The 20,591-nt window shown below is 65.5% G+C and carries 20 protein-coding genes; 9 read left to right on the forward strand and 11 right to left on the reverse strand.

Annotated features, from left to right (window positions below; translation table 11 throughout):
* Nucleotides 1-33: 33 nt before the first annotated feature.
* From aroA to CA260_RS12005, 4 genes are all read right to left on the reverse strand, one after another.
* A complete protein-coding gene (gene aroA / locus CA260_RS11990; RefSeq protein WP_111983433.1) occupies nucleotides 34-1,335 on the reverse strand; it encodes a 3-phosphoshikimate 1-carboxyvinyltransferase in 1,302 nt (433 codons plus the stop codon).
* A gap of 38 nt (nucleotides 1,336-1,373) precedes the next feature.
* The gene (gene pheA, locus CA260_RS11995) at nucleotides 1,374-2,462 is read right to left on the reverse strand and encodes a prephenate dehydratase (protein WP_111983328.1); all 1,089 of its coding nucleotides are present in this window, start codon (nucleotides 2,460-2,462) and stop codon (nucleotides 1,374-1,376) included.
* A gap of 77 nt (nucleotides 2,463-2,539) precedes the next feature.
* The gene (gene serC, locus CA260_RS12000) at nucleotides 2,540-3,625 is read right to left on the reverse strand and encodes a 3-phosphoserine/phosphohydroxythreonine transaminase (protein ID WP_111983329.1); all 1,086 of its coding nucleotides are present in this window, start codon (nucleotides 3,623-3,625) and stop codon (nucleotides 2,540-2,542) included.
* 99 nt (nucleotides 3,626-3,724) lie between these two features.
* Complete coding sequence (locus CA260_RS12005) at nucleotides 3,725-4,492, reverse strand: FHA domain-containing protein (protein ID WP_111983330.1); 768 nt, start codon at nucleotides 4,490-4,492, stop codon at nucleotides 3,725-3,727.
* 102 nt (nucleotides 4,493-4,594) lie between these two features.
* Between CA260_RS12005 and CA260_RS12010 the strand changes: the two genes are divergently transcribed.
* Entirely contained in the window at nucleotides 4,595-4,870 is a 276-nt protein-coding gene (locus CA260_RS12010) for a polyhydroxyalkanoic acid system family protein (protein WP_111983331.1), read from the forward strand.
* An 83-nt stretch (nucleotides 4,871-4,953) separates the two neighbouring features.
* Nucleotides 4,954-5,172, forward strand: a complete 219-nt coding sequence (gene infA, locus CA260_RS12015; protein ID WP_019466733.1) for a translation initiation factor IF-1 — start codon at nucleotides 4,954-4,956, stop codon at nucleotides 5,170-5,172.
* A 161-nt stretch (nucleotides 5,173-5,333) separates the two neighbouring features.
* Here infA and clpA read toward each other — a convergent pair whose 3' ends face one another.
* Both clpA and clpS read right to left on the reverse strand, forming a co-directional pair.
* Nucleotides 5,334-7,601 (reverse strand): ATP-dependent Clp protease ATP-binding subunit ClpA, encoded by a 2,268-nt coding sequence (clpA, locus tag CA260_RS12020; protein ID WP_111983332.1) that lies wholly within the window; start codon nucleotides 7,599-7,601, stop codon nucleotides 5,334-5,336.
* 106 nt (nucleotides 7,602-7,707) lie between these two features.
* Complete coding sequence (clpS, locus tag CA260_RS12025) at nucleotides 7,708-8,034, reverse strand: ATP-dependent Clp protease adapter ClpS (RefSeq protein ID WP_111983333.1); 327 nt, start codon at nucleotides 8,032-8,034, stop codon at nucleotides 7,708-7,710.
* A 155-nt stretch (nucleotides 8,035-8,189) separates the two neighbouring features.
* Here clpS and CA260_RS12030 point away from each other — a divergent pair, with 155 nt between their 5' ends.
* From CA260_RS12030 to hflD, 3 genes are read left to right on the forward strand one after another with little or no spacing between them, the layout of a single operon-like run.
* Nucleotides 8,190-8,684, forward strand: a complete 495-nt coding sequence (locus CA260_RS12030) for an NUDIX hydrolase (RefSeq protein ID WP_111983434.1) — start codon at nucleotides 8,190-8,192, stop codon at nucleotides 8,682-8,684.
* Nucleotides 8,681-9,820: a tRNA 2-thiouridine(34) synthase MnmA gene (gene mnmA, locus CA260_RS12035; RefSeq protein WP_111983334.1), complete on the forward strand. Its 1,140-nt coding sequence runs from the start codon at nucleotides 8,681-8,683 to the stop codon at nucleotides 9,818-9,820. The genes CA260_RS12030 and mnmA overlap by 4 nt, the downstream gene beginning before the upstream one ends.
* Before the next feature lie 10 nt (nucleotides 9,821-9,830).
* Nucleotides 9,831-10,454, forward strand: coding sequence for a high frequency lysogenization protein HflD (hflD, locus tag CA260_RS12040; protein ID WP_111983335.1), 624 nt, complete (start codon nucleotides 9,831-9,833; stop codon nucleotides 10,452-10,454).
* 244 nt (nucleotides 10,455-10,698) lie between these two features.
* Here the strand turns inward: hflD and CA260_RS12045 are convergent, their stop codons facing one another.
* Complete coding sequence (locus CA260_RS12045; protein WP_111983336.1) at nucleotides 10,699-12,021, reverse strand: MFS transporter; 1,323 nt, start codon at nucleotides 12,019-12,021, stop codon at nucleotides 10,699-10,701.
* A gap of 272 nt (nucleotides 12,022-12,293) precedes the next feature.
* Between CA260_RS12045 and aqpZ the strand changes: the two genes are divergently transcribed.
* Entirely contained in the window at nucleotides 12,294-13,055 is a 762-nt protein-coding gene (gene aqpZ, locus CA260_RS12050) for an aquaporin Z (RefSeq protein WP_272946568.1), read from the forward strand.
* Nucleotides 13,056-13,151: 96 nt separating this feature from the next.
* Here aqpZ and gloA2 read toward each other — a convergent pair whose 3' ends face one another.
* Genes gloA2 through ligA form a run of 3 tightly spaced genes read right to left on the reverse strand, consistent with a single transcriptional unit; the run spans nucleotide 13,152 to nucleotide 16,889 of the window.
* Nucleotides 13,152-13,541, reverse strand: coding sequence for an SMU1112c/YaeR family gloxylase I-like metalloprotein (gene gloA2, locus CA260_RS12055; RefSeq protein ID WP_172461825.1), 390 nt, complete (start codon nucleotides 13,539-13,541; stop codon nucleotides 13,152-13,154).
* Between the two features lie 4 nt (nucleotides 13,542-13,545).
* Nucleotides 13,546-14,502, reverse strand: a complete 957-nt coding sequence (gene epmA, locus CA260_RS12060; RefSeq protein WP_111983337.1) for an EF-P lysine aminoacylase EpmA — start codon at nucleotides 14,500-14,502, stop codon at nucleotides 13,546-13,548.
* Nucleotides 14,499-16,889 carry an NAD-dependent DNA ligase LigA gene (gene ligA, locus CA260_RS12065; RefSeq protein WP_111983338.1) on the reverse strand — a complete coding sequence of 797 codons (2,391 nt, stop codon included), beginning with the start codon at nucleotides 16,887-16,889 and terminating at the stop codon, nucleotides 14,499-14,501. The genes epmA and ligA overlap by 4 nt, the downstream gene beginning before the upstream one ends.
* A 130-nt stretch (nucleotides 16,890-17,019) precedes the next feature.
* On the opposite strand from ligA, the gene CA260_RS12070 reads away from it, so the two are divergent.
* Together CA260_RS12070 and CA260_RS12075 are read left to right on the forward strand one after the other, a co-directional pair.
* Nucleotides 17,020-17,640 (forward strand): phosphatase PAP2 family protein, encoded by a 621-nt coding sequence (locus tag CA260_RS12070; protein WP_111983339.1) that lies wholly within the window; start codon nucleotides 17,020-17,022, stop codon nucleotides 17,638-17,640.
* 147 nt (nucleotides 17,641-17,787) lie between these two features.
* A complete protein-coding gene (locus tag CA260_RS12075) occupies nucleotides 17,788-18,378 on the forward strand; it encodes a phosphatase PAP2 family protein (RefSeq protein WP_425479745.1) in 591 nt (196 codons plus the stop codon).
* Between the two features lie 43 nt (nucleotides 18,379-18,421).
* On the opposite strand, the gene rnk is transcribed toward CA260_RS12075, so the two are convergent.
* On the reverse strand, nucleotides 18,422-18,832 hold the full coding sequence (gene rnk, locus CA260_RS12080; RefSeq protein ID WP_111983341.1) for a nucleoside diphosphate kinase regulator: 411 nt from the start codon (nucleotides 18,830-18,832) through the stop codon (nucleotides 18,422-18,424).
* Nucleotides 18,833-19,082: 250 nt separating this feature from the next.
* Here rnk and CA260_RS12085 point away from each other — a divergent pair, with 250 nt between their 5' ends.
* A complete protein-coding gene (locus tag CA260_RS12085; RefSeq protein WP_111983342.1) occupies nucleotides 19,083-20,558 on the forward strand; it encodes an MFS transporter in 1,476 nt (491 codons plus the stop codon).
* Nucleotides 20,559-20,591 lie beyond the last annotated feature (33 nt).

Genomic DNA, 20,591 nt, shown 5'->3' on the forward strand with positions numbered 1-20,591 from the left:
GCACTGAGTGCGCTCCTACAGGAAGAACGTGCGTTACGCCAAACGAAAGCCGCAACCGTTGGCGAGTTCAAGGAACCTTGGGAACGATGTGGCGACATTCGCACAATCGCCGATATGCACCATTCCGCTCGCCACCAGGCCTGCAACGGCAAAGCTCATCGCGATGCGGTGATCGCCATGGCTATCGATGCTGCCGCCACCGATGGCACCGCCATCGATGGTGGCCCCATCAGGAGCTTCTTCGATGGCGACGCCCAGCGCGCGCAGTCCACGAGCCATGGTGGCGATGCGATCGGATTCCTTCACGCGCAATTCCGCCGCACCACGAACGACGGTACGGCCCTTGGCAGCCGCAGCCGCGACGAAGAGCACCGGGAACTCATCGATCATGTCGGGCACCAGGGCTTCCGGCAGCTCGATCCCGTGCAGGGGCGCATGACGAACCAGCAGATCGCCCACCGGTTCGCCGCCGCTCTCGCGCTCGTTTTCGATGCGGATGTCGGCGCCCATCAGGCGCAAGGCGTGCAGCAAGCCAGTGCGTCGCGGGTTGAGTCCCACGGCTGGCAGGCGCAGCTCCGAGCCCGGCACGATGCTCGCGGCGACCAGGAAGAATGCTGCCGACGAGAAATCGGCTGGGACATCCACGTCTGTCGCATGCAGTGCATGCCTGCCCGTGAGCTTCGCGCGCCCAGGAGCAAAATCAATGGGCCAGCCGAAGGCAGCCAGCATGCGCTCAGTGTAGTCGCGCGTGGGGTGCGGCTCGATCACCTCGGTTTCGCCATCCGCATACAGGCCCGCCAGCAGCAGCGCGGATTTCACCTGCGCGCTGGCGACCGGTAACGTGTACGAAATGCCGTGCAGCACTTGGCCGCCACGCACCACCAGCGGCGGAAGGCCGTCCTGCGTGTCGATGCGGGCGCCCATCAGCGCCAGCGGATCGGTGACTCGGCGCATGGGACGCTTGGACAGTGACTCGTCACCCACCAGCATGCTGTCGAAGGCTTGGCCTGCCAACAAACCGGCCAGCAGGCGCATGCCGGTACCTGCGTTGCCGCAATCGAGCTGCTGCGTGGTGCCACGCAGGCCGTGCAGGCCCACGCCATGCACCACGCGTTCGCCATCGGCCGGCGTGTCGATACGAACGCCGAGCTGCTGCAGGACAGCGGCCGTCGCGCGCGTGTCCTCACCTTCGAGGAATCCGCGGATGCGCGACGTGCCATCCGCCAAGGCACCGAGCATCAGCGAGCGATGCGAGACGGATTTGTCGCCAGGCACGCGCACGCTGCCGTGCAGCGCGCCGCCGGGTTGGCTGGTCCAGTCGAGTCGGGTCACGATGAAATCTCCGGCGGCTGCCCAGGCAACCGCACACTTGATCAAGGCAAGGCCACCGGGTACGAGCCGAGCACGCGCACCTGCGCGGCGGCGTCGCCCATTTCCTTCATGGCGGCCTGCATCGGTTCGTCGTTGATATGGCCGGATACGTCGATGAAGAACGCGTACTGCCACTTGCCCGAATGCGCCGGGCGCGACTCGATGCGATTGAGGCTGATGTCATGCTCGGCGAACGGCTTGAGCACGTGGTAGAGCGCACCGGGCTTGTCGTTCACCGTGATCAGCAGCGACGTGCGATCGTTGCCCGACGGCGGGAACAGCGAACGACCGATCACCAGGAAGCGCGTGGTGTTGTCCGCGCGATCCTCGATGGCCTGCGCAACGGTCTTGAGACCGTACACGCGACCCGCCGTTTCGCCCGCGATGGCGCCCGCGTCATCCGCGTGACGCGCAAGGCGAGCAGCCTCGGCGTTGCTGCCGACGGCGATGCATTCCACGTTGGGCAAGTTGATGCGCAGCCACGTCTTGCACTGCTGCAGCGACTGCGCATGTGCGTAAACGCGCTTGATGTCTTCGAGGCGACCATTGAGCGAGTGCAGGCACTGATGCACGCGCAGCTCGACTTCGCCGCAGATGGTGGCTTCGGAAGTGAGGAACATGTCCAGCGTCACCTGGATCATGCCTTGCCCGGAATTCTCCACCGGCACCACGCCGAAATCGGCATGGCCGGCGGCCACTTCCTGGAACACTTCCTCGATGCTGCCCAGCGGCAGTCCGTAGGCGGCATGGCCGAAATGCTTGCGCACGGCCTGTTCGCTGAAGGTGCCTTCCGGACCGAGAAAGCCCACCTTGAGGGGATCTTCCTGCGCCAGGCAGGACGACATGATCTCGCGGAACAGCCGCACCATTTCGGTGTCGGTCAAGGGACCGTTGTTGCGGTCCACCACCATGCGCAGCACATGTGCCTCGCGCTCGGGGCGGTAATAGTCGATCGCCGAAAGCCCCTCGCCCTTCACGCGCGCCACTTCCTGCGCCCAGCCGGCGCGTTCGGAGATCAGCTGCTGGATCTGCTGATCGATGCTGTCGATGCGCTGGCGCACGTCGGAGAGCGAGGATTTCTTGTCGGTCATGTCGTGATCTGGAGGTAAAGCAGTCCAAATGGGGAACCGGGGATAGTCCCCGATCTAACGACTTGCGCGCAACGGTTTCATCCGTGACGTTTGGCGAAGTCCTTCATGAAAGCCACCAGCGCCTGCACCGCTTCCATCGGCACGGCGTTGTAGAGCGAGGCGCGCATGCCGCCCACGGCCTTGTGCCCCTTCAACGCAAGCAGGCCTGCCTGTTCCGATGCCTTGAGGAAGTCCGCGTCGAGCGCGCTGTCGTGCAGGGTGAAGGGCACATTCATGCGCGAGCGCGCCGAGGGTTCGACGGGGCTGCGATAGTAGCCGTCGGAATGATCGATCGCGTCATAGAGCAAGGTCGCCTTGGCCGTGTTGCGTTCACCCATGGCCGTGAGGCCGCCCTGCTCCTTCAGCCACTGGAACGTGAGGCCGGCGAGATACCAGCCCCAGGTATTGGGCGTGTTGAGCATGGAATCGTTCGCCGCGTGATCGGCGTAGCGGAATATGCGCGCCATCGGGCGCGAACTGCGCTCGAGCAGGTCGCGGCGGATGATCAGCACGACGAGGCCCGACGGGCCGATGTTCTTTTGCGCACCGGCATAGATCAGGCCGAACTTCGTGACGTCGATCGGTCCGGAGAGGATGTCCGAGGACATGTCGGCGACGAGCGGCACGTCGCCGACATCCGGAATATCGTGGAACTCCACGCCGTGGATCGTCTCGTTCGGCGTGTAATGCACGTAGGCGGCGCGCGGATCGAGCTGCCATGTCTCGCGTGGCGGCAGCCGCAGGTAGTGCTCGGCCTTGCTGCTGCCGGCGAGGTTCACCTTCACGTAGGGCGCCGCCTCGCTGGCCGCCTTCTCGCCCCAATGGCCGGTGACCACGTAGTCGGCGCTGGCGCCCTCGGCGGCCAGGTTCATCGGGATCTGGGCAAAATGCTGGGTCGCGCCGCCCTGCAGGAACAGCACGGCGTAGTTCTCGGGAATGGCGAGCAGTTCGCGCAGGTCGGCTTCCGCCTGCTGCGCCAGGCCCATGAACAACTTGCCGCGGTGAGAAAGCTCCATGACCGAGGCGCCGCAACCCTGCCAGTCCAGCAGTTCGCGTTGTGCACGTTCGAGTACGGCCTGCGGCAGCGCGGCGGGGCCTGCGCTGAAATTCCAGAGTCTGCTCACGAAAGACGCCTTGACGGTACGGGTCGCCGCATTATGCCGCGTCGCAGCAACCCATCGTCAACGGCCGCGTCCGCATGGGCAAATCGCCAGCGTCAGGCCTCAGAAACGCACCAGCAGCGCCACGGCGATGCCCAGGGCCAGCACGGCGGCAGTGGCGATCAGCCACCACACCTCGCCGCGCGGACCGGCATCTTCCTCGGGCAGGTGTTCGGGCTCGGGAGGTGGCAGGACGATCTCGGGCTCAGGCTCCAGTCCCGGCGCATCGACGACGAAACGGTGCATGCCCAGGCCGATCTGGTCGCCGGGGCGCAGGGTGGCCCGCTCGACCGGCGTGCCGTTCACGCGCAGCGGATAGCGTGCGGATTGCTGGCCCGCTTCCAGCCAGAGCTGGCCGTCGCGCCAGAGCACCGACATCGAAGCCGCCTCACCCTGCGGCAACTCGAGCGGAATGCGGCCCAGGGGACCCAGTTCCAACTTGTCCTGCAGCGACAGCACGCGACCGGACAGGGGGCCGGCCACTGCGCGCAACGCCACCGTGCAGCGGCCTTCGGCGGGCACCGTGACGGGTGCGCTGTGGGCGGGTTCTTCGTCGGAACGCAGCAGCATGCGGCAGTCGCCCACGCTGAGGATGTCGCCAGCCCGAAGCAAGGCCTTCTCGCGGACGGGCCGTGCATTGACGTACACGCGGTTGCCCTGCGGCAGCACCTGCAGCACCCAGCCGCGGCGGTCGAGCAGGATCTTGAGGTGATGGGTGCCGGCCTGGTGGGCGGCAAGGATCAGGTCGTTGTCCGGTGCGCTGCCGATCCGCAAGGCGGGGGCGTCCCAGTGGAAATCCTCTCGGGCCGAATTGGGAAACTCGATACGCATCGGTGAACCGCTGACTAGTCGCCGGCGACTCTAGCAGATGCGTACGCACTCTCCGAGCACATCTGGCATAGGATGTGGGTTTACGTTTTGAAGGAGTAGGTCATGCCGAAGATCGACATTCGCCGCCCCCATCAGCTGTCCATCGCCGAGGCCCGCGCCGTGGTCGATCAGGTCGCCGCGCGCATGCGCGAAAAGTTCGGCATGGACGGCCAGTGGGAGGGCGACACCCTCCGTTTTTCCCGTCCCGGCGTGACCGGCAGCATTGCCGTGGGCAGCGACGCCATCCAGGTCACGGCCGAGCTTGGCATGATGCTGGCGCCCCTCAAGGGCATGGTGGAACAGGAGATCCGTCGCAAGCTGGATGAGCACTTTGGCTGATATTTCTTTAACCATAAGAACTTCCGTGGCATAATCGACGGCTTACGCGGCCATGACGGCTGCTCTTGCCCCCACCGGAACGCATGGCCAAAGACGACGTCATCGAAATGGAAGGTACGGTCCAGGAGACCCTGCCCAACACCATGTTCCGCGTGCAGCTGGAAAACGGCCACGTCATCACGGCCCATATCTCCGGCCGCATGCGCAAGCATTACATCCGCATCCTCACCGGCGACAAGGTGAAGGTCGAGATGACCCCGTACGACCTGACCAAGGGTCGTATCACCTACCGCATGAAGTAAGTACCGCTTTCACTCTGTAGGAGCGCACCCAGTGCGCGACCGCAGGGTTTGGCGTCACCACTCCGTAGGCTTTTCGCGCACTGGGTGCACTCCTACAGGAAAGGTCACAAGAAAAAGGCCGCGCAATGCGCGGCCTTTTTCGTTTCCTGCTCCGAACTGGTTCAGACCACCGGCGCCGGCAGCTTCTCCGCCGCCTCGGTGCTGACCACCAGTTCGCCGTCCTTGACGCTCAGGCTGACCTTGCCGCCGTCGGCCAGCTTGCCGAACAGCAGTTCGTCGGCCAGCGGGCGCTTCACCTTCTCCTGGATCACGCGGGCCATCGGACGGGCACCCATCTGCGGGTCGAAGCCATGCTCGGCCAACCAGCGGCGGGCGTCGGAGTCCACGTCCAGCGACACATGCTTCTCGGTCAGCTGGGCCTCCAGCTCGATCACGAACTTGTCCACGACACGCAGGATGTGGTCGAAGTCCAGCGGGTTGAACTGGATCACCGCGTCCAGGCGGTTGCGGAACTCCGGTGTAAAGGTGCGGCGGATCACTTCCATCGCGTCCATCGAATGGTTCTGCTTCACGAAGCCGATGCCACGGCGCGAGGCCTGCTGGGCGCCGGCGTTCGTGGTCATCACCACGATGACGTTCTTGAAGTTGGCTTCACGACCGTTGGTATCGGTCAGCACGCCGCGATCCATCACCTGCAGCAGGATGTTGTACACATCCGGGTGCGCCTTCTCGATCTCGTCCAGCAACAGCACCGCATGCGGATGCTTGGTCACCGCCTCGGTGAGCAGGCCGCCCTGGTCGAAACCGACGTAGCCCGGAGGTGCGCCGACCAGGCGCGAGACCGAATGCGCTTCCATGTACTCGGACATGTCGAAGCGGATCATCTCGATGCCCAGCTGCATCGCCAGCTGCTTGGTCACCTCGGTCTTGCCCACGCCGGTGGGACCGGCGAGCAGGAAGCAACCGATCGGCTTGGAAGGGTCGGCGAGACCCGAACGCGCCATCTTGATCGACGCAGCCAGCGCCTCGATGGCGGGATCCTGGCCGAACACCACCATCTTCAGGTTGCGCTCGAGGTTCTTCAGCACATCACGGTCCGAGGCGGACACCTGCTTGGCCGGGATGCGCGCCATCTTGGCGACGATGTACTCGACCTCGGGCACGTCGACCTTGCCCGAACGCTGGTCGAGCGGCAGCAGCCGCTGGCGGGCGCCGGCCTCGTCGATCACGTCGATGGCCTTGTCCGGCAGCAGCCGGTCGGGAATGTGCTTCACCGACAGGTCTACCGCGGCCTTCAGCGCCTCGTTGGTGTAGGCGACGTTGTGGTGCTCCTCGAAGCGGGAACGCAGGCCCTTGAGGATCTCGAAGCTGTCGGCCACGGTCGGCTCGACCACGTCGATCTTCTGGAAGCGACGGGCCAGCGCGCGGTCCTTCTCGAAGATGCCGCGGAATTCCTGGAAGGTGGTGGAACCGATGCAGCGCAGCTCGCCCGAAGCCAGCATGGGCTTGATCAGGTTGCTTGCGTCCATGGTGCCGCCCGAGGCGGAACCTGCACCGATGATGGTGTGGATCTCATCGATGAACAGGATGGCGCCCGGCTGCTTCTTCAGCTGGCCGATCACCGCCTTCAGGCGCTTCTCGAAATCGCCGCGGTACTTGGTGCCCGCGACGAGGGCGCCGAGATCCAGCGACCAGATGGTGGCGTTTTCCAGCACCTCCGGCACGTCACCATCGACGATGCGCTTGGCCAGGCCTTCGGCGAGCGCGGTCTTGCCCACGCCGGCCTCGCCCACGTAGAGCGGGTTGTTCTTGCGGCGGCGGCACAGCACCTGGATGGTGCGCTCGATTTCGTCCTGGCGACCGATCAGCGGATCGATCTTGCCTTCCAGCGCCAACTCGTTGAGGTTGCTTGCGTATTCGCTGAGCGGGTTGCCCTTGGGCTCGCCGTCTTCGCTCTCACGCTCGCTGCCGGGCATGCTGCTCGACGGCTCGTCGCCGATCTTGGCGATGCCATGCGAGATGTAGTTGACCACGTCGAGGCGGGTGATCTCCTGCTGGTGCAGGAAATACACCGCGTGCGAATCCTTCTCGCCGAAGATGGCCACCAGCACGTTGGCGCCGGTGACTTCCTTACGGCCCGAGGACTGCACGTGATATACGGCACGCTGCAATACGCGCTGGAAGCCCAGCGTCGGCTGCGTGTCGCGCTCGTCGCCATGCGGCAGCACGGGAACGGTCTCGGCGATGATTTTTTCCAGCTCGCGCGTGAGGCGCGGCAGGTCGACGCCACAGGCGCGCAGCGCGCCCAGGGCCGACTGGTTTTCGGTAAGCGCGAGCAGCAGGTGTTCCACCGTCATGAATTCATGACGCTGCTCACGGGCCTGTTTGTAGCACTGGCCGATGGTGACTTCGAGATCCTTGCTGAACATCCGGACCTTCTCCGCTGTGTGGCAGGGCGGCAACGCCGCGATGGCTACAAAATGGGGGTGGCGGCTACTTGTTCAATATCTCCGAACAACCCCGTTTTGACAGGCGCTAAAGCTTTTCCATAGTGCACAACAAAGGATGCTGATGGGCACGTGAATATTCGTTTACCTGGGTGACCTTGGTTTCGGCCACCTCCCGCGTGAAGACCCCGCATACGCCCTTCCCGCGCGTATGGACGTGGAGCATCACCTGCACGGCGCGCTCCTGGTCGAGGTTGAAGAAGCTGCGCAGCACCTCGACCACGAAATCCATCGGGGTGAAATCATCATTCAGCAGCACTACCTGGAAGAGAGGGGGGCGAGCCACCTCCGGTCGCGAGGTTTCGAGCGCCACGCCGTGACCGCTGCCTTGTTCGTGTTCGGGTTCGTGAGCCATGGGTTCTACGTGAGATTCCTTGGGAAAAAGTATAGCGCCGCCATCCGGCATCGGCCTGTGCCGGCGGATGCGGTGCCTCGTGAAGACATGGTTGTCTCCAGGTAATGGCACAATGAGTGCTTTTCCAGTGCCGTCATCGCCGCCATATGGCTTCCATGGCTGATTCTCCCTCCCTCTCCCGTCATTCCGTCTGGTGTCCGCATGTGACAGTCGCGTGCGTGGTGGCCGATGGCGACCGCTTCCTGATGGTCGAGGAGGAAGTGGGCGGCCGCGTTGCCTATAACCAGCCGGCGGGCCATCTGGACGACAAGGAGAGCCTGGTCACCGCCGCCGTGCGCGAGACGCTGGAGGAGACCGGCTGGACAGTGGCTCTGGAACATCTGGTTTCCGTCAACCAGTGGCGCAGCACCGAACACGGTGATGGCGTGGTTCGCTTCACCTTCGCTGCCCGCGCGCTCAGCCACGACCCGACGCGCCCGCTTGATGACGGCATCCGGCGTGCCCTGTGGCTGACTCGCAGCGAAATCGCAGCGCTCGGTGAGCGACTGCGCAGTCCGCTGGTGCTGATGAGCATCGATGCCTGGCTGGCTGGACAGCGCTATCCGCTGGATCTGCTGCACAGCTTGCTGGACGAGGACCGGTTCCCGTGAGGGTCATGCTCGGCATTTCCGGCGGCGTGGACTCGTCCGTGGCGGCGCTGCTGTTGCAGCAGGCCGGCTATGAGGTCGAAGGCCTGTTCATGCAGAACTGGGAAGAGGACGACCGCGACGGCCCCTGCACCACCGATGCCGACCGCAAGGATGCCGTGGCAGTGTGCGGGCGCCTGGGCATTCCCTTCCACGCGCGCAATTTCGCGGCGGAGTACTGGGACGGCGTGTTCGAGCATTTTCTCGCCGAATACCGCGCCGGCCGCACGCCTAACCCGGACGTGCTGTGCAACCGCGAGATCAAGTTCAAGACCTTCCTCGATGAAGCGCATGCGCTCGGTGCCGACAAGATCGCCACCGGCCACTACGCCCGCGTGGATTTCCACCAGGACAAGTACCGCCTGCTGCGCGCCGTCGACGCCTCCAAGGACCAGACCTACTTCCTGCATGCACTGGGCCAGCAGCAATTGGCGGCTACGCTGTTTCCGGTGGGCGAGATCGAGAAGCCGCTGGTCCGGCGCATGGCGCAGGATGCGGCGTTGCCGACCCACGCCAAGAAGGATTCCACCGGCATCTGCTTCATCGGGGAGCGCGATTTCCGCAGCTTCCTCGCGCAATACATCCCTGCACAGCCCGGTCCGATGCGTACGCCCGACGGCGAAACGGTCGGCGAACACCAGGGTGTCATGTATTACACGTTGGGCCAGCGCAACGGTCTTGGCATCGGTGGCCGCCACGGCGCCAGCGGCGAGGCGTGGTACGTGGTCGGCAAGGACGTGCCCGGCAACGTGCTCTACGTGGCCCAGGGCGGCGAGAACCATTGGCTGTATTCGCGTCGCCTCCATGCGGAGCCCGCCAACTGGGTCGCCGGCCAACCGCCGGCCCTGCGTTTCCGCTGCACGGCGAAGACGCGCTACCGTCAGCCGGACCAGGCTTGTGAAGTCACCGTGCTCGCAGATGGCCTAGAAGTGGCCTTCGACGAACCGCAGCGCGCCGTCACGCCGGGGCAGTCGGTGGTGTTCTATGACGGCGAGTCCTGCCTCGGCGGCGCCGTGATCGATCGCACCGACGCTCCCTACGGCGGCTGGAATGATGCGCCGCCCTCCCCCGCCACCATCGAGTCCCTTTCCGGTGTTTGAAGCTTTCGCCATGAACGAAGAGCGCGTGCTCGCCCTGGCCGGTTTGTTCCAGGCCGCCACGCTCGCCCAGCAACTGGCCAACGACGGCCGCTGCGACGAAACCGCGATGGCGGGCAGCATCGCCAGCGTGTTCCGCATCGACGCACCCTCCGTGGTGGGCGTGTATGGGGATGTTTCGGCGGTGCGCCTGGGCCTGCGCCAGCTGATCACCTTGCTGGACGAGAGCAACCGTGATGTAGCGATCACCCGCATGGCCTTCACCGTGATGCGCCTGGAGCGCAGCCTGGCGCGCCGCAGCGACCTGCTGGATCAGCTGCAGCAGGGCATCGTGTCGGCGCAGCGCCAGGTCGAGCACTTCGGCCAGGATTCCCCGCAGGTGGTGAAGCGGCTCGCCGAGCTTTACGCCACTACGCTGTCCACGCTCAAGCCGCGCGTGATGGTCACCGGCAATCCGCAGCAGTTGCAGCAGCCGGCCGTGGTGGAAAAGGTGCGCGCCAGCCTGCTGGCGGCGGTGCGCTCGGCGGTGCTGTGGCGGCAGCTGGGTGGGCGCCAGTGGCAGATGCTGCTGTATCGCAAGCAGTGCGGCATGCTGGCGCGCGGGTTGCTGACGGGGTCGACGATCAGCAATTCCTGATCCAACGCCGTGTGCGCTGATCGCGCACGGTTGCTCCTGCGAAAGAGCGGGCGTCGCCTCATGCTCCGTGCAGGAGCACACGGTGTGCGCGACCGCGGAGCTCGGCATTTCCGCTCCGTAGGCTTGTACCGCACAGGGTGCGCTCCCACAGAAAGAGAGCAGCCACGATCGATCGGCTACAAACGCGAGGCCGTGAGCTCCGGGCCTCTGCGCTCCGCTCGCTTTTCGCGCACTGGGTGCGCTCCTACAAGAGCTGTTGGTCGCCGTTGCGCCTGGACAGCATCAGCCATAGGGCTGCCAGTACGCTGACCACCGCCGTCATCGCCACGTAGTGCGCGGGCGCCATGCGGCCGACGCGTTCGCCGAGATAGCTGATCAGCGTCGCCGTCACCGCGCCGAACGCCGCATAGGCCACGTTGTAGGCGAACGAGATGCCCGAATAGCGGATGGGTGCGGGAAACGCCATCACCATCACCGTCGGCACCACGCCCACGCTTCCCACCAGGAAGCCGGTCAACGCATACAGCGGCAGGAAATGCGCGCCGCCGGCTTCGAGGTCGGCGAACAACGCATAGGTGACCGCGATCAAGGCCAGCGAGCCCACCAGCAGCGCGCGGGCGGCGCCGATCCGGTCGGTGAGCCAGCCGTAGGCCAGGCAACCCAGGCCCAGGCAGAAGGCCGCCACGCTGTTGCCGAGGAAGGCCACGTCCGGCGCGATGCCGAACGGCTTCTGCGCGAGGTTCGGCAGCATCAGGATCAGCACGAGAATGGCCGCGGTGAGCGTCCACGTCACCGCCATCGACAGCAGCACGCTGCCGCCGTGGCCGGCCAGCACGGTGCGCAGGGGCAGCTCGCGGCTCAGCGCCTTGCGCTCCTGAAGCTCGGCGAACACCGGTGTTTCGCTGAGCCAGCGGCGCAGCCACACGGCGATGAAACCGAACACGCCGCCCAACAGGAACGGCAGGCGCCAACCCCAGCCGAGCACCTGTTCCGGCGCGAGATGATGGTTGATCCAAGCCGCCGTCAGCGAGCCGATCAGGATGCCGGCGGTGAGGCCGGAAGTGAGGCAGGCGCAGGCAAAACCCACGCGGCCGGGCGGCGCGTGCTCGGCCACGAACACCCAGGCGCCAGGCACTTCGCCGCCGATCGCCACGCCCTGCACCACCCGCATCACCAGCAGCAATACCGGCGCCAGCACGCCCACCTGCGCATAGACCGGCAGCAGGCCAATCGCCAGGGTGGGCAGCGCCATCAGGAACACGCTTAGCGTGAACATGCGTTTGCGGCCCTGCCGGTCGCCGAAGTGCGCCATCACGATGCCGCCCAGCGGGCGCGCGAGGTAACCGGCGGCAAAGATGCCGTACACCTGCAACTGGGCCAGCCAGGGTGCGGTGTTGGGTGGAAAGAACAGGTGGCTGAGCGGCAGCGCGAAGAACACGAACACCACGAAGTCGTAGAACTCCAGCGCACCGCCCAGCGAGGCGAGCAGCAGGGTCTGGATATCGCGACCGGACAGCGCGCGGCTGGCAGGCGCCATCGAAGAAGTGGACGAAACGACTTGCGCCATCGGCAGTCCCAGGCTCTATGTGTAGGCGACGCGGCAGCATACACAAAGGCAAGGTCCGGAAACCCGGTCAGCCTTCATCCAATCGCGATCTCGGGTTTTGTTAGCCTATGGCCGCCCGGGCATCCCCCGGGAGCGACATCGGGTCAGGAGCAGCATGGAAACCATGCAAGGATGCGCGAGAGCTTTCCCCTGAAACCAAGGGGTGCCCTGCTCCGTGTCGCGGCCAGCGTCCGCGCCATCGACCAGGGCATCCCACAGCAAGGAGAGTCCCCATGAACATGGGCAAGCGTTTGGGAGCTGAGTTCTTCGGTACGTTCTGGCTGGTCTTTGGCGGTTGCGGCAGTGCGGTGTTCGCCGCAGCCTTTCCCGAGTTGGGCATCGGTTTCGCCGGTGTGGCGCTCGCCTTCGGTCTCACCGTGGTCACCATGGCGTACGCCGTGGGGCATATTTCCGGCGCCCATTTCAACCCGGCGGTGACGGCGGGCCTGTGGGCCGGCGGCCGTTTCCCGGCCAAGGACGTAGTGCCTTATTGGATCGCGCAGGTCATCGGCGGCATCGTGGCCGGCGGCACCATCTACCTGATCGCCAGCGGCAGGCCCGAGTTCGACCCGGTCGCGGGCGGCTTCGCCTCCAATGGCTATGGCGAGCACTCGCCGGGGCACTACTCGTTGCAGGCCTGCGTCGTCGCCGAGTTCGTGTTGACTGCGTTCTTCCTGATCGTGATCAACGGCACCACGCACAAGCTGGCGCCGACGGGCTTCGCACCGCTGGCGATCGGCCTCACCCTCACGCTCATCCACCTGATTTCGATCCCCATCACCAACACCTCGGTCAACCCGGCGCGCAGTACGGCGGTCGCCGTGTTCCAGGGAAGCTGGGCCATGGGACAGCTGTGGATGTTCTGGGTGGTCCCGTTGATCGGCGGCGTCGTGGGCGGGTTGATCTATCGCTACCTGCTGGGTCCGGAAACGATCGCCTCGTCCGGGTCGTCGCCTTCGCCGGACGTCATTGCGGCCAAAGCCGGCGCCCAGTGACTAAGGGGTCAGTCCGGACAGGTGCGGGATCCCGGCGTCTTGCCGGGATCCTCATCGGGCTCGCACGCCCTCGCGGCGACTGACACGATCAAGTCCTTACTGCTCGTACAACTCGATCGGCAGATCGTCCGGGTCGGCGAAGAAGGTGAAGCGCCTGCCCGTGTATTCGTCGACGCGCACGGGCTCGCAAGCCACGCCACGCGCGGTCAGCGTCGCGATCACCGCATCGATGTCCGGCACGGCAAACGCCAGGTGGCGCAGTCCCTGCGCTTCCGGTCGCGATGGGCGCGACGGCGGCGAAGGAAAGGAGAACAGCTCCAGGCTGACGCCGGGGCTCACCTCCAGATCGAGCTTCCAGGAATCGCGTTCGGCGCGGTACACCTCGCGGACGATGCGAAAACCCAGTGTCTCGCTGTAGAACGCCTTGGAGCGCGCGTAATCGAAACAAATCAGCGCCACATGGTGGATGGCGGGCAACAACGACATCGGATCAGGCCTCAGCAAAGGGAAACGTAAGCACGTCGGCGATCGCGTCGGTGCCGACCAGGCACATCAGCAGGCGCTCGATGCCCATCGCCACGCCGGCGCAATCGGGCATCGCGTCGAGCACGCCGAGCAGTCGTTCATCGACCGGAATCTCGTGCTGTCCGCGCTCCCGGCGCACCGCATTGTCGCGCTCGAAACGAAGCCGCTGCTCCATGGCGTCGTTGAGTTCGTGATACCCGTTGGCAAGCTCGTAACGTCCCAGGTACAGCTCGAAACGCTCCGCCAGCGGCGGATCGCCCGGCCGCACCTTGGCCAGCGCGCATTGCGACGCCGGATAATCGTGGATGACCGTGATGCGGTGGCTCGGGAACGTCGGCTGCAGGCGATGCGTGATGAGCAGATCCAGCCAGTCGTCGCGCGTCAGGCCTGCGGGATCGATGCCGTATTCGGCCAGCGGTTCGCGCAGCGTCTCGATGGACGCATGGGCGGGGTCGATGCCCAGCTCGTCGATGAAAAGCTGGCGATAGCCTTCCACCCAGACTTCGGCGCGACGGCCCACCATCGCCAGCGCGGCCTCCACCAGCGCGATGGTCTCCTCCATCAGGCGATGGTGGTCCCAACCCACGCGATACCACTCCAGCATGGTGAACTCGGGGTTGTGCCGTCCGCCGGCCTCGCCATCGCGAAACACCCGGCCCAGTTCGTAGCAATCGCCGACGCCGCTGGCCAGCAGGCGCTTGAGTGGGTATTCCGGCGAGGTGCGCAGCCAGCGCTCGCGCGATCCGGCGTCGACATGGCCCGTGAAGCACGTGCTGAAACTCTGGATGTTCGGGTCGGTGTTCCCCGCGGCGGAGAGAATCGGCGTCTCCACCTCCAGCACGTTGCGCTCCGCGAAGAACCCACGGACCAGCGCATACAGGCGCGCGCGCAGATGCAGGCGGCCGGCCAGATGCAAGGTCATGCCCCGCCCTCGTGCTTCGCCAGCAAGGCCAGCAGCTGCGCCTCGTCCCACACGTCCACGCCGAGTTCCTGCGCCTTGTCGAGCTTGGAGCCCGCCGCTTCGCCGGCCACCACGAACTGGGTCTTCTTCGACACGGAACCGGCAACCTTCGCGCCCAGCGCTTCCAGCCGCTCCTTCGCCTCATCGCGACTGAGCGACGACAGCGTGCCGGTAAGCACCACGGTCTGTCCTTCGAGTGGTGCGGCGCTGGCACTGGACGACTTCGGAATGGCGTCGAGCAGCTCATGCATGGCGATGTCGGCGGCGCGTAGCGGCGCCACGTTCTTGTCGTGCGAGAGGAAAGCCTCCAGGTTGGTCGCCGCGGCGGACGGCAAGCCGGCGGTCACCCAGTGCGCGGGGCCGGCGGCGATCAGCTTGTCGATCGTGGGGAAATGCTCGGCGAGCAGCTTCGTGCTTTTCGGCCCCAGCTTGTTGACGCCAGCGGTGTCGAGCAAGACCGCGAGGTTCAACCGCTGGCGCAACTTCGGCGACGGATGCCCTTCGTCCGAGAAGCGGATGCCCGACGCCAGCAGATCGTCGACCACCTTCTGGTTGCCTTCCTGCGCGAAGAAACCGGCGATGGACATCGCCACTTCGTTGCCGATGTCAGGCAACACGCGCAGCACGGCGGCCGGCATGCGGCGGATGACGGCCAGGCTGCCCAACCAGGCCACCAGCGTCTTCGCGGTGCTTTCGCCGATGTGCATGATGCCGAGCCCGAACAGGAAGCGCGGCAACGTGGCGTGCTTGCTGGCCTCGATCGCGTCGATCAGGTTTTCCGCCCATTTGGTGGCGACCTTGCCCTGCTTCACCGTCTCAGGCGTGGTGCCGTCGCGATCGTCCGCCCTGCGTTTCATCTCCAGGAAATCGTCGAGCGTGAGCTTGTAGAGATCGGCCGGCGTGTGCACGTAACCGAAGTCGACCAGCGCATCGACGAAGCGCTCGCCGATGCCTTCGATGTCCATGGCGCGACGGGCGGCGAAATGGATCAAGGCCTCCTTGCGCTGCGCGGCGCAGATCAGGCCGCCCGAGCAACGCCATGCCGCCTCGCCTTCCTCGCGCAGCAACGCGGAGCCGCAGACCGGGCAATGCGACGGCATGTGCCAGGGCTTGGTGTGCGGCGGACGCAGTTCCGGCATCACGCGCACGACTTCAGGAATCACGTCACCCGCACGGCGCACGATCACCGTGTCGCCCACGCGCACGTCCAGGCGCGCCACCTGGTCGGCGTTGTGCAAGGTGGCGTTGCTGACCGTGACACCAGCCACCTGCACCGGTTTCAATCGCGCCAGCGGCGTGGCGGCCCCGGTCCGCCCGATGTTGATCTCGATCGCTTCGACCGTGGTGGTCTGTTCCTGCGCGGGGAACTTGTGCGCGATGGCCCAGCGCGGTGCGCGCGACACGAACCCCATCGCGCGCTGGCCTTCATAGTCGTCCAGCTTGTAGACCACGCCGTCGATGTCGTACGGCAGGCGATCGCGCTTTTCGCCAATGCGGCGGTAGTAGGCGATCAAGCCGTCAAAGCCCTTGGCCGTATCCACCTCGGGCGACACCGGGAAGCCCCACTCGCGCAGCTTGGCGAGCGTCCTGGAATGCGTTTGCGGCAGTTCGCCACCCTGCACGTCGCCTACCGCATAGGCGTAGAAGCTGAGCTTGCGCCGGGCGGTAATGGCGGGGTCCAACTGGCGCAGCGAACCGGCGGCGCCATTGCGCGGATTGGCCAGGGGCTTGTCACCGTGCGTGCGGGCGCGTTCGTTGAAGGCTTCGAAATCCTTGCGAAGCATGATCACCTCGCCGCGCACTTCCAGCACGCTCGGCCAGTCGGTGCCGCGCAATCGCAACGGAATCGCGCGTACGGTGCGCAGGTTCGCGGTCACGTCCTCGCCGGTTTCGCCGTCGCCGCGCGTCGCGCCCTGCACGAATACGCCGTCCTCGTAACGCAGGCTGATGGCCAGGCCATCGAGCTTGGGCTCGACGGAGAACACCGGACTGCGCCTATCCAGCGACTGTTCGATGCGGCGCTCGAACTCGGCCACTTCGCGAAAGCGCTCGCGATCGTTGTCGCCCTCCTGCTCGAACGCATTGCTGAGCGAGAGCATGGGGATCACGTGCCGCACTTCGGCGAAGCCGCCGTGCGCACGGGCACCTACGCGGCGCGTGGGAGAGTCGGGCGTGGCGAGCTCGGGGTGCGCTTCTTCCAGCGCTTCCAGCTCGCGGATGGCCTGGTCGTATTCCGCGTCGGTGATCTCCGGATCGTCCAGCACGTGGTACTGGTGATTCGCGCGCTCGATCTTCTCGCGCAGTTCGGCGGCGCGATCGCGCCAGTCGTGTGCGGGGCTTTTGCTCATGCGGATGTCCTCATGGGCCCGAGTTTACCGGGACTGGCGCCGGTTTCGGATTTGCTAAGCGCAGCGAAAGTCGCGCGGAGTAGTGTCCCAACCGGCATTTCGAAGCCGTTGTTCCAACGGGAGGCGAACCATGCGCGCCCTGCGATGGATGATGTGCCTGCTCACGCTCGCCTGGAGCCCCGCCTGGGCCGGAAGCGGCATTCTCGGCCTCGACCACAAGTTGCCCTACGACGACAGCGGCATCTGGAAGCGCAGCAACCAGCAGATCCTCGCCTACGGCACCATCATCACGATCGCTGGTGGCGCGATCTGGCTGGGCGACCAGGACAAGCTCGGCGATACCTTCTGGCGCTCGGTGGATTCCATGGTCGTCACGGCGGCCAGCACCCAGGTGCTGAAGTGGACATTCCAGCGCGAACGCCCTTCGCAGACCGATTCCCCGAACCAGTGGTTCCAGGGCTGGCACGCGCAGAGTTTCCCCAGTGGCGAAGTGGCTTCCGTTACGGCGGCGGTGACGCCCCTCATGATCACTTACGGACACGACCATCCCTCGGTCTACCTGCTGGCCCTGATTCCCGCCTACGATGCCGTAGCACGCGTGAAGACCCATGGACACTGGCAAAGCGACGTGATCGTCGGTGCGGCGATCGGCGCCGGCGTCGGCTACTGGGCGACCCATCGCGATTCCCCCTGGATCATTTCCCTGTTGCCCGGCGGTTTCCAGCTTGGCTATAGCCGTCACTTCGATTGAGGCCTTTCCCCAGGCCCGCGCCGGCCTCGACTGACTCGACTCTAAGGCCGCGGAAAGACGCCCTCGCTACAATTTCTTGCGACCATGGCGACCGCCGTGGACAGGGGAAATCAGCGAGTGCGTATCTTCAGACTGGCCGCTCTGGCCATGGCCGTCGCGAGTGGCGCGGCCCAGGCCGGAGGTGGTCCCTTCGGCATCGATCACACTGTTCATTACGACAACAGCGGCATCTGGAAGCGAAGCAACCAGAACATGCTTTTCTACGGCACGGTGCTCACCGTCGGTGGTGGCGCACTCTGGCTGGGCGACCAGGACAAGCTGGGCGATACGTTCTGGCGATCCGCCGATGCGATGGTCACGACGGCCATCGCCACGCAGACCATGAAGTGGATCTTCCAGCGCGAGCGTCCCTCGCAGACCAACGATCCCGACAAATTCTTCCAGGGCTGGGGAGCGCACAGTTTTCCCAGCAATGAAGTGGGTGCCATCACGGCAGCGGTGACGCCGTTCATTGCCACCTATGGCGACGAGCATCCGTCGGCCTATCTCCTTGCGTTGCTGCCCACGTATGCCGCCGTGGCTCGCGTGAAGACGCACGGGCATTGGCAAAGCGATGTGCTCGTGGGAGCGGCCATTGGCACCGGCATGGGCCTGTGGGCGATGCACCGCGAATCGCCGTGGACGTTGAGCCTGCTGCCGAACGGGTTTCAGCTCGGCTACTCGCGGCATTTCGATTGAGACAAACGGCCCCGGGCATGAGGTGCCCGGGGTGCGCGCCGCATCAGCGGTGCAGATCGCCGGCAGACTCCGGCTGGTATTCGATCTCGAGCACGCGCAGGCGGCGCGTGCGACCGTCCGGCATGGGCCATTCGATGTGCTGGCCCACGGCCATGCCGAGCAATGCGCTGCCGACCGGTGCAAGGATGGAAACCGTGCCGGGCGCGCCTGCACCCGAGGGATAGACCAGGCTTACCGTCAACTCGTCGCTGCTGTTCTCGTCTTCGAAGGTGACGACGGAGTTCATGGTCACCACGTCGCCCGGCACCTGGGACGGCTCCACCACCTCGGCGCGATCCAGCTCCGCGCGCAGCGCGTCGTACTGCGCCAGCTGCGTGTGAGGCATGCGCTCGAGCAATGCTTCGATGCGCTCCAGATCGAGACGTGAAACGACGATGGGTGGCTTGCTGTTCATGATGACTCCTGTCGGCGGACACCGTGGCGTCCGCTCGTGATGACCTGAAAAAAAACGACGCGCCGGGACGAAACCGTCCCGGCGCGTCTGGGCGATGTTCAACCTGTCGCGGTCGAAGCCTGCCAGAGCCCGCCGCATTCGCGCCGCGTTTGACGTCACGCGCACACGCGGGCCCTAAGATGAAACAGCACTGACTTTGGACGCGACGGCTGCCGAAAGCAAGCTGTCACAGCAGGTATCATTAAGGTCCATGCCCGAGCACATTCCTGCCACGGAGGCCAACCTCCCCGTTCCGCCCCCTGGCGAAGAGGCGTCGCTACCCGTCACGCCGCCCGTGTCGCCGCCAGACCGCTACCGTGGCTTGATCTGGCTGGTCGCCGCCGCGTTCTTCATGCAGGCGCTGGACTCGACCATCGTCAACACGGCCGTGCCGGCGATGGCCGACGCGCTCAACGTAACGCCACTGGGCATGCGCACCGCGCTGACCAGCTACGTGCTGACATTGGCGATCTTCATTCCCGCAAGCCCCTGGCTTTGCGACCGCTTCGGCACGCGGCTCATCTTTGCGGCCGCCATCGGCACGTTCACCGTGGGCTCGCTGCTGTGCGGCATCGCCCAGACGCTGCCCCAGCTCGTCGCCGCCCGCGTGCTGCAGGGCCTTGGTGGCGCCGCGCTGATGCCGGTGGGCCGTTACGTGCTCGTGCGCAGCATCGACAAGCGGGACTTCGTGAAGTCGATGAGCACGGTAGCCACCGTAGGCCTGCTCGGCTCGGTGCTTGGCCCCCTGCTCGGCGGTGCGTTGGCGCAGTACACCTCGTGGCGACTGATCTTCCTCATCAACGTGCCGGTCGGCATCGTCGGCATGTGGATGAACCGGCGAGACATGCCCGACTATCGCCTGGACGAGCCGCACAAGTTCGACATCATGGGCTTCCTGCTCTTCGCGGCCGCGTCGGCCATGCTGTTGACGGCCTCGGAAGTGGCGAGCGGCGGAAGCGTGCAGTGGCCGCGCATCGGTGCCTATGGCGTGCTCGCGATCGTGTTCGGCTGCATCTACGTATGGCACAGCCGGCGTACCGATCATCCGGTGGCCGACCTCAGCCTGTTGCGCGTGCGCAGCGTGTGGGTATCGCTGGCGGGCAACCTGTTCACGCGCCTGGGCGTCTCGGGCATGTTCCTGCTGCTGGTGCTGTTCCTGCAGGTCGGTTGCGGCTGGTCGCCGTTGATGGCGGGCCTGATGATGGTGCCGCAGGCGCTGGGCTCGATCACCGCGAAGTGGGGCATCAACCGCTTGCTCAACCTGTTCGGCTATCGCCGGCTGCTGTTCACCAACACGCTGGTCGTCGCGGTGCTGCTGGCGTCGTTCTCGCTGCTGGGCAAAGGCTCGCCGATGTGGCTGATCGCCCTCATGGTGTTCGTCTATGGTGGCTTCATGGGCATGCAGTACACCGCCATGAACACGCTGATCTACAACGACCTGGACGTGAAGTACGCTTCGCAGGCGTCGTCCATGGCCTCGACCGCGCAGTACCTGTCGATGAGCTTCGGCATCGCGCTGGCCTCGCTGCTGATGGAAGCGCTGCTGCAAGGGCACGCGCACGACGATTACGTCCCCGCGTTCCGCTGGACGGTGTTGCTGCTCGGCGTGGTGACGGCCACGGCCAGCTGGGTGTTCAGTCGACTGACGCCCGACAGCGGCATGCGATCTTCACGTGCGGCCGATTGAGCGGCGCGCCTGGACGCAAACAGGTAGCATGCA

Origin of the sequence: Dyella jiangningensis (assembly GCF_003264855.1) — a bacterium.
GTDB classification, from domain to species: Bacteria; Pseudomonadota; Gammaproteobacteria; order Xanthomonadales; family Rhodanobacteraceae; genus Dyella; species Dyella jiangningensis_C.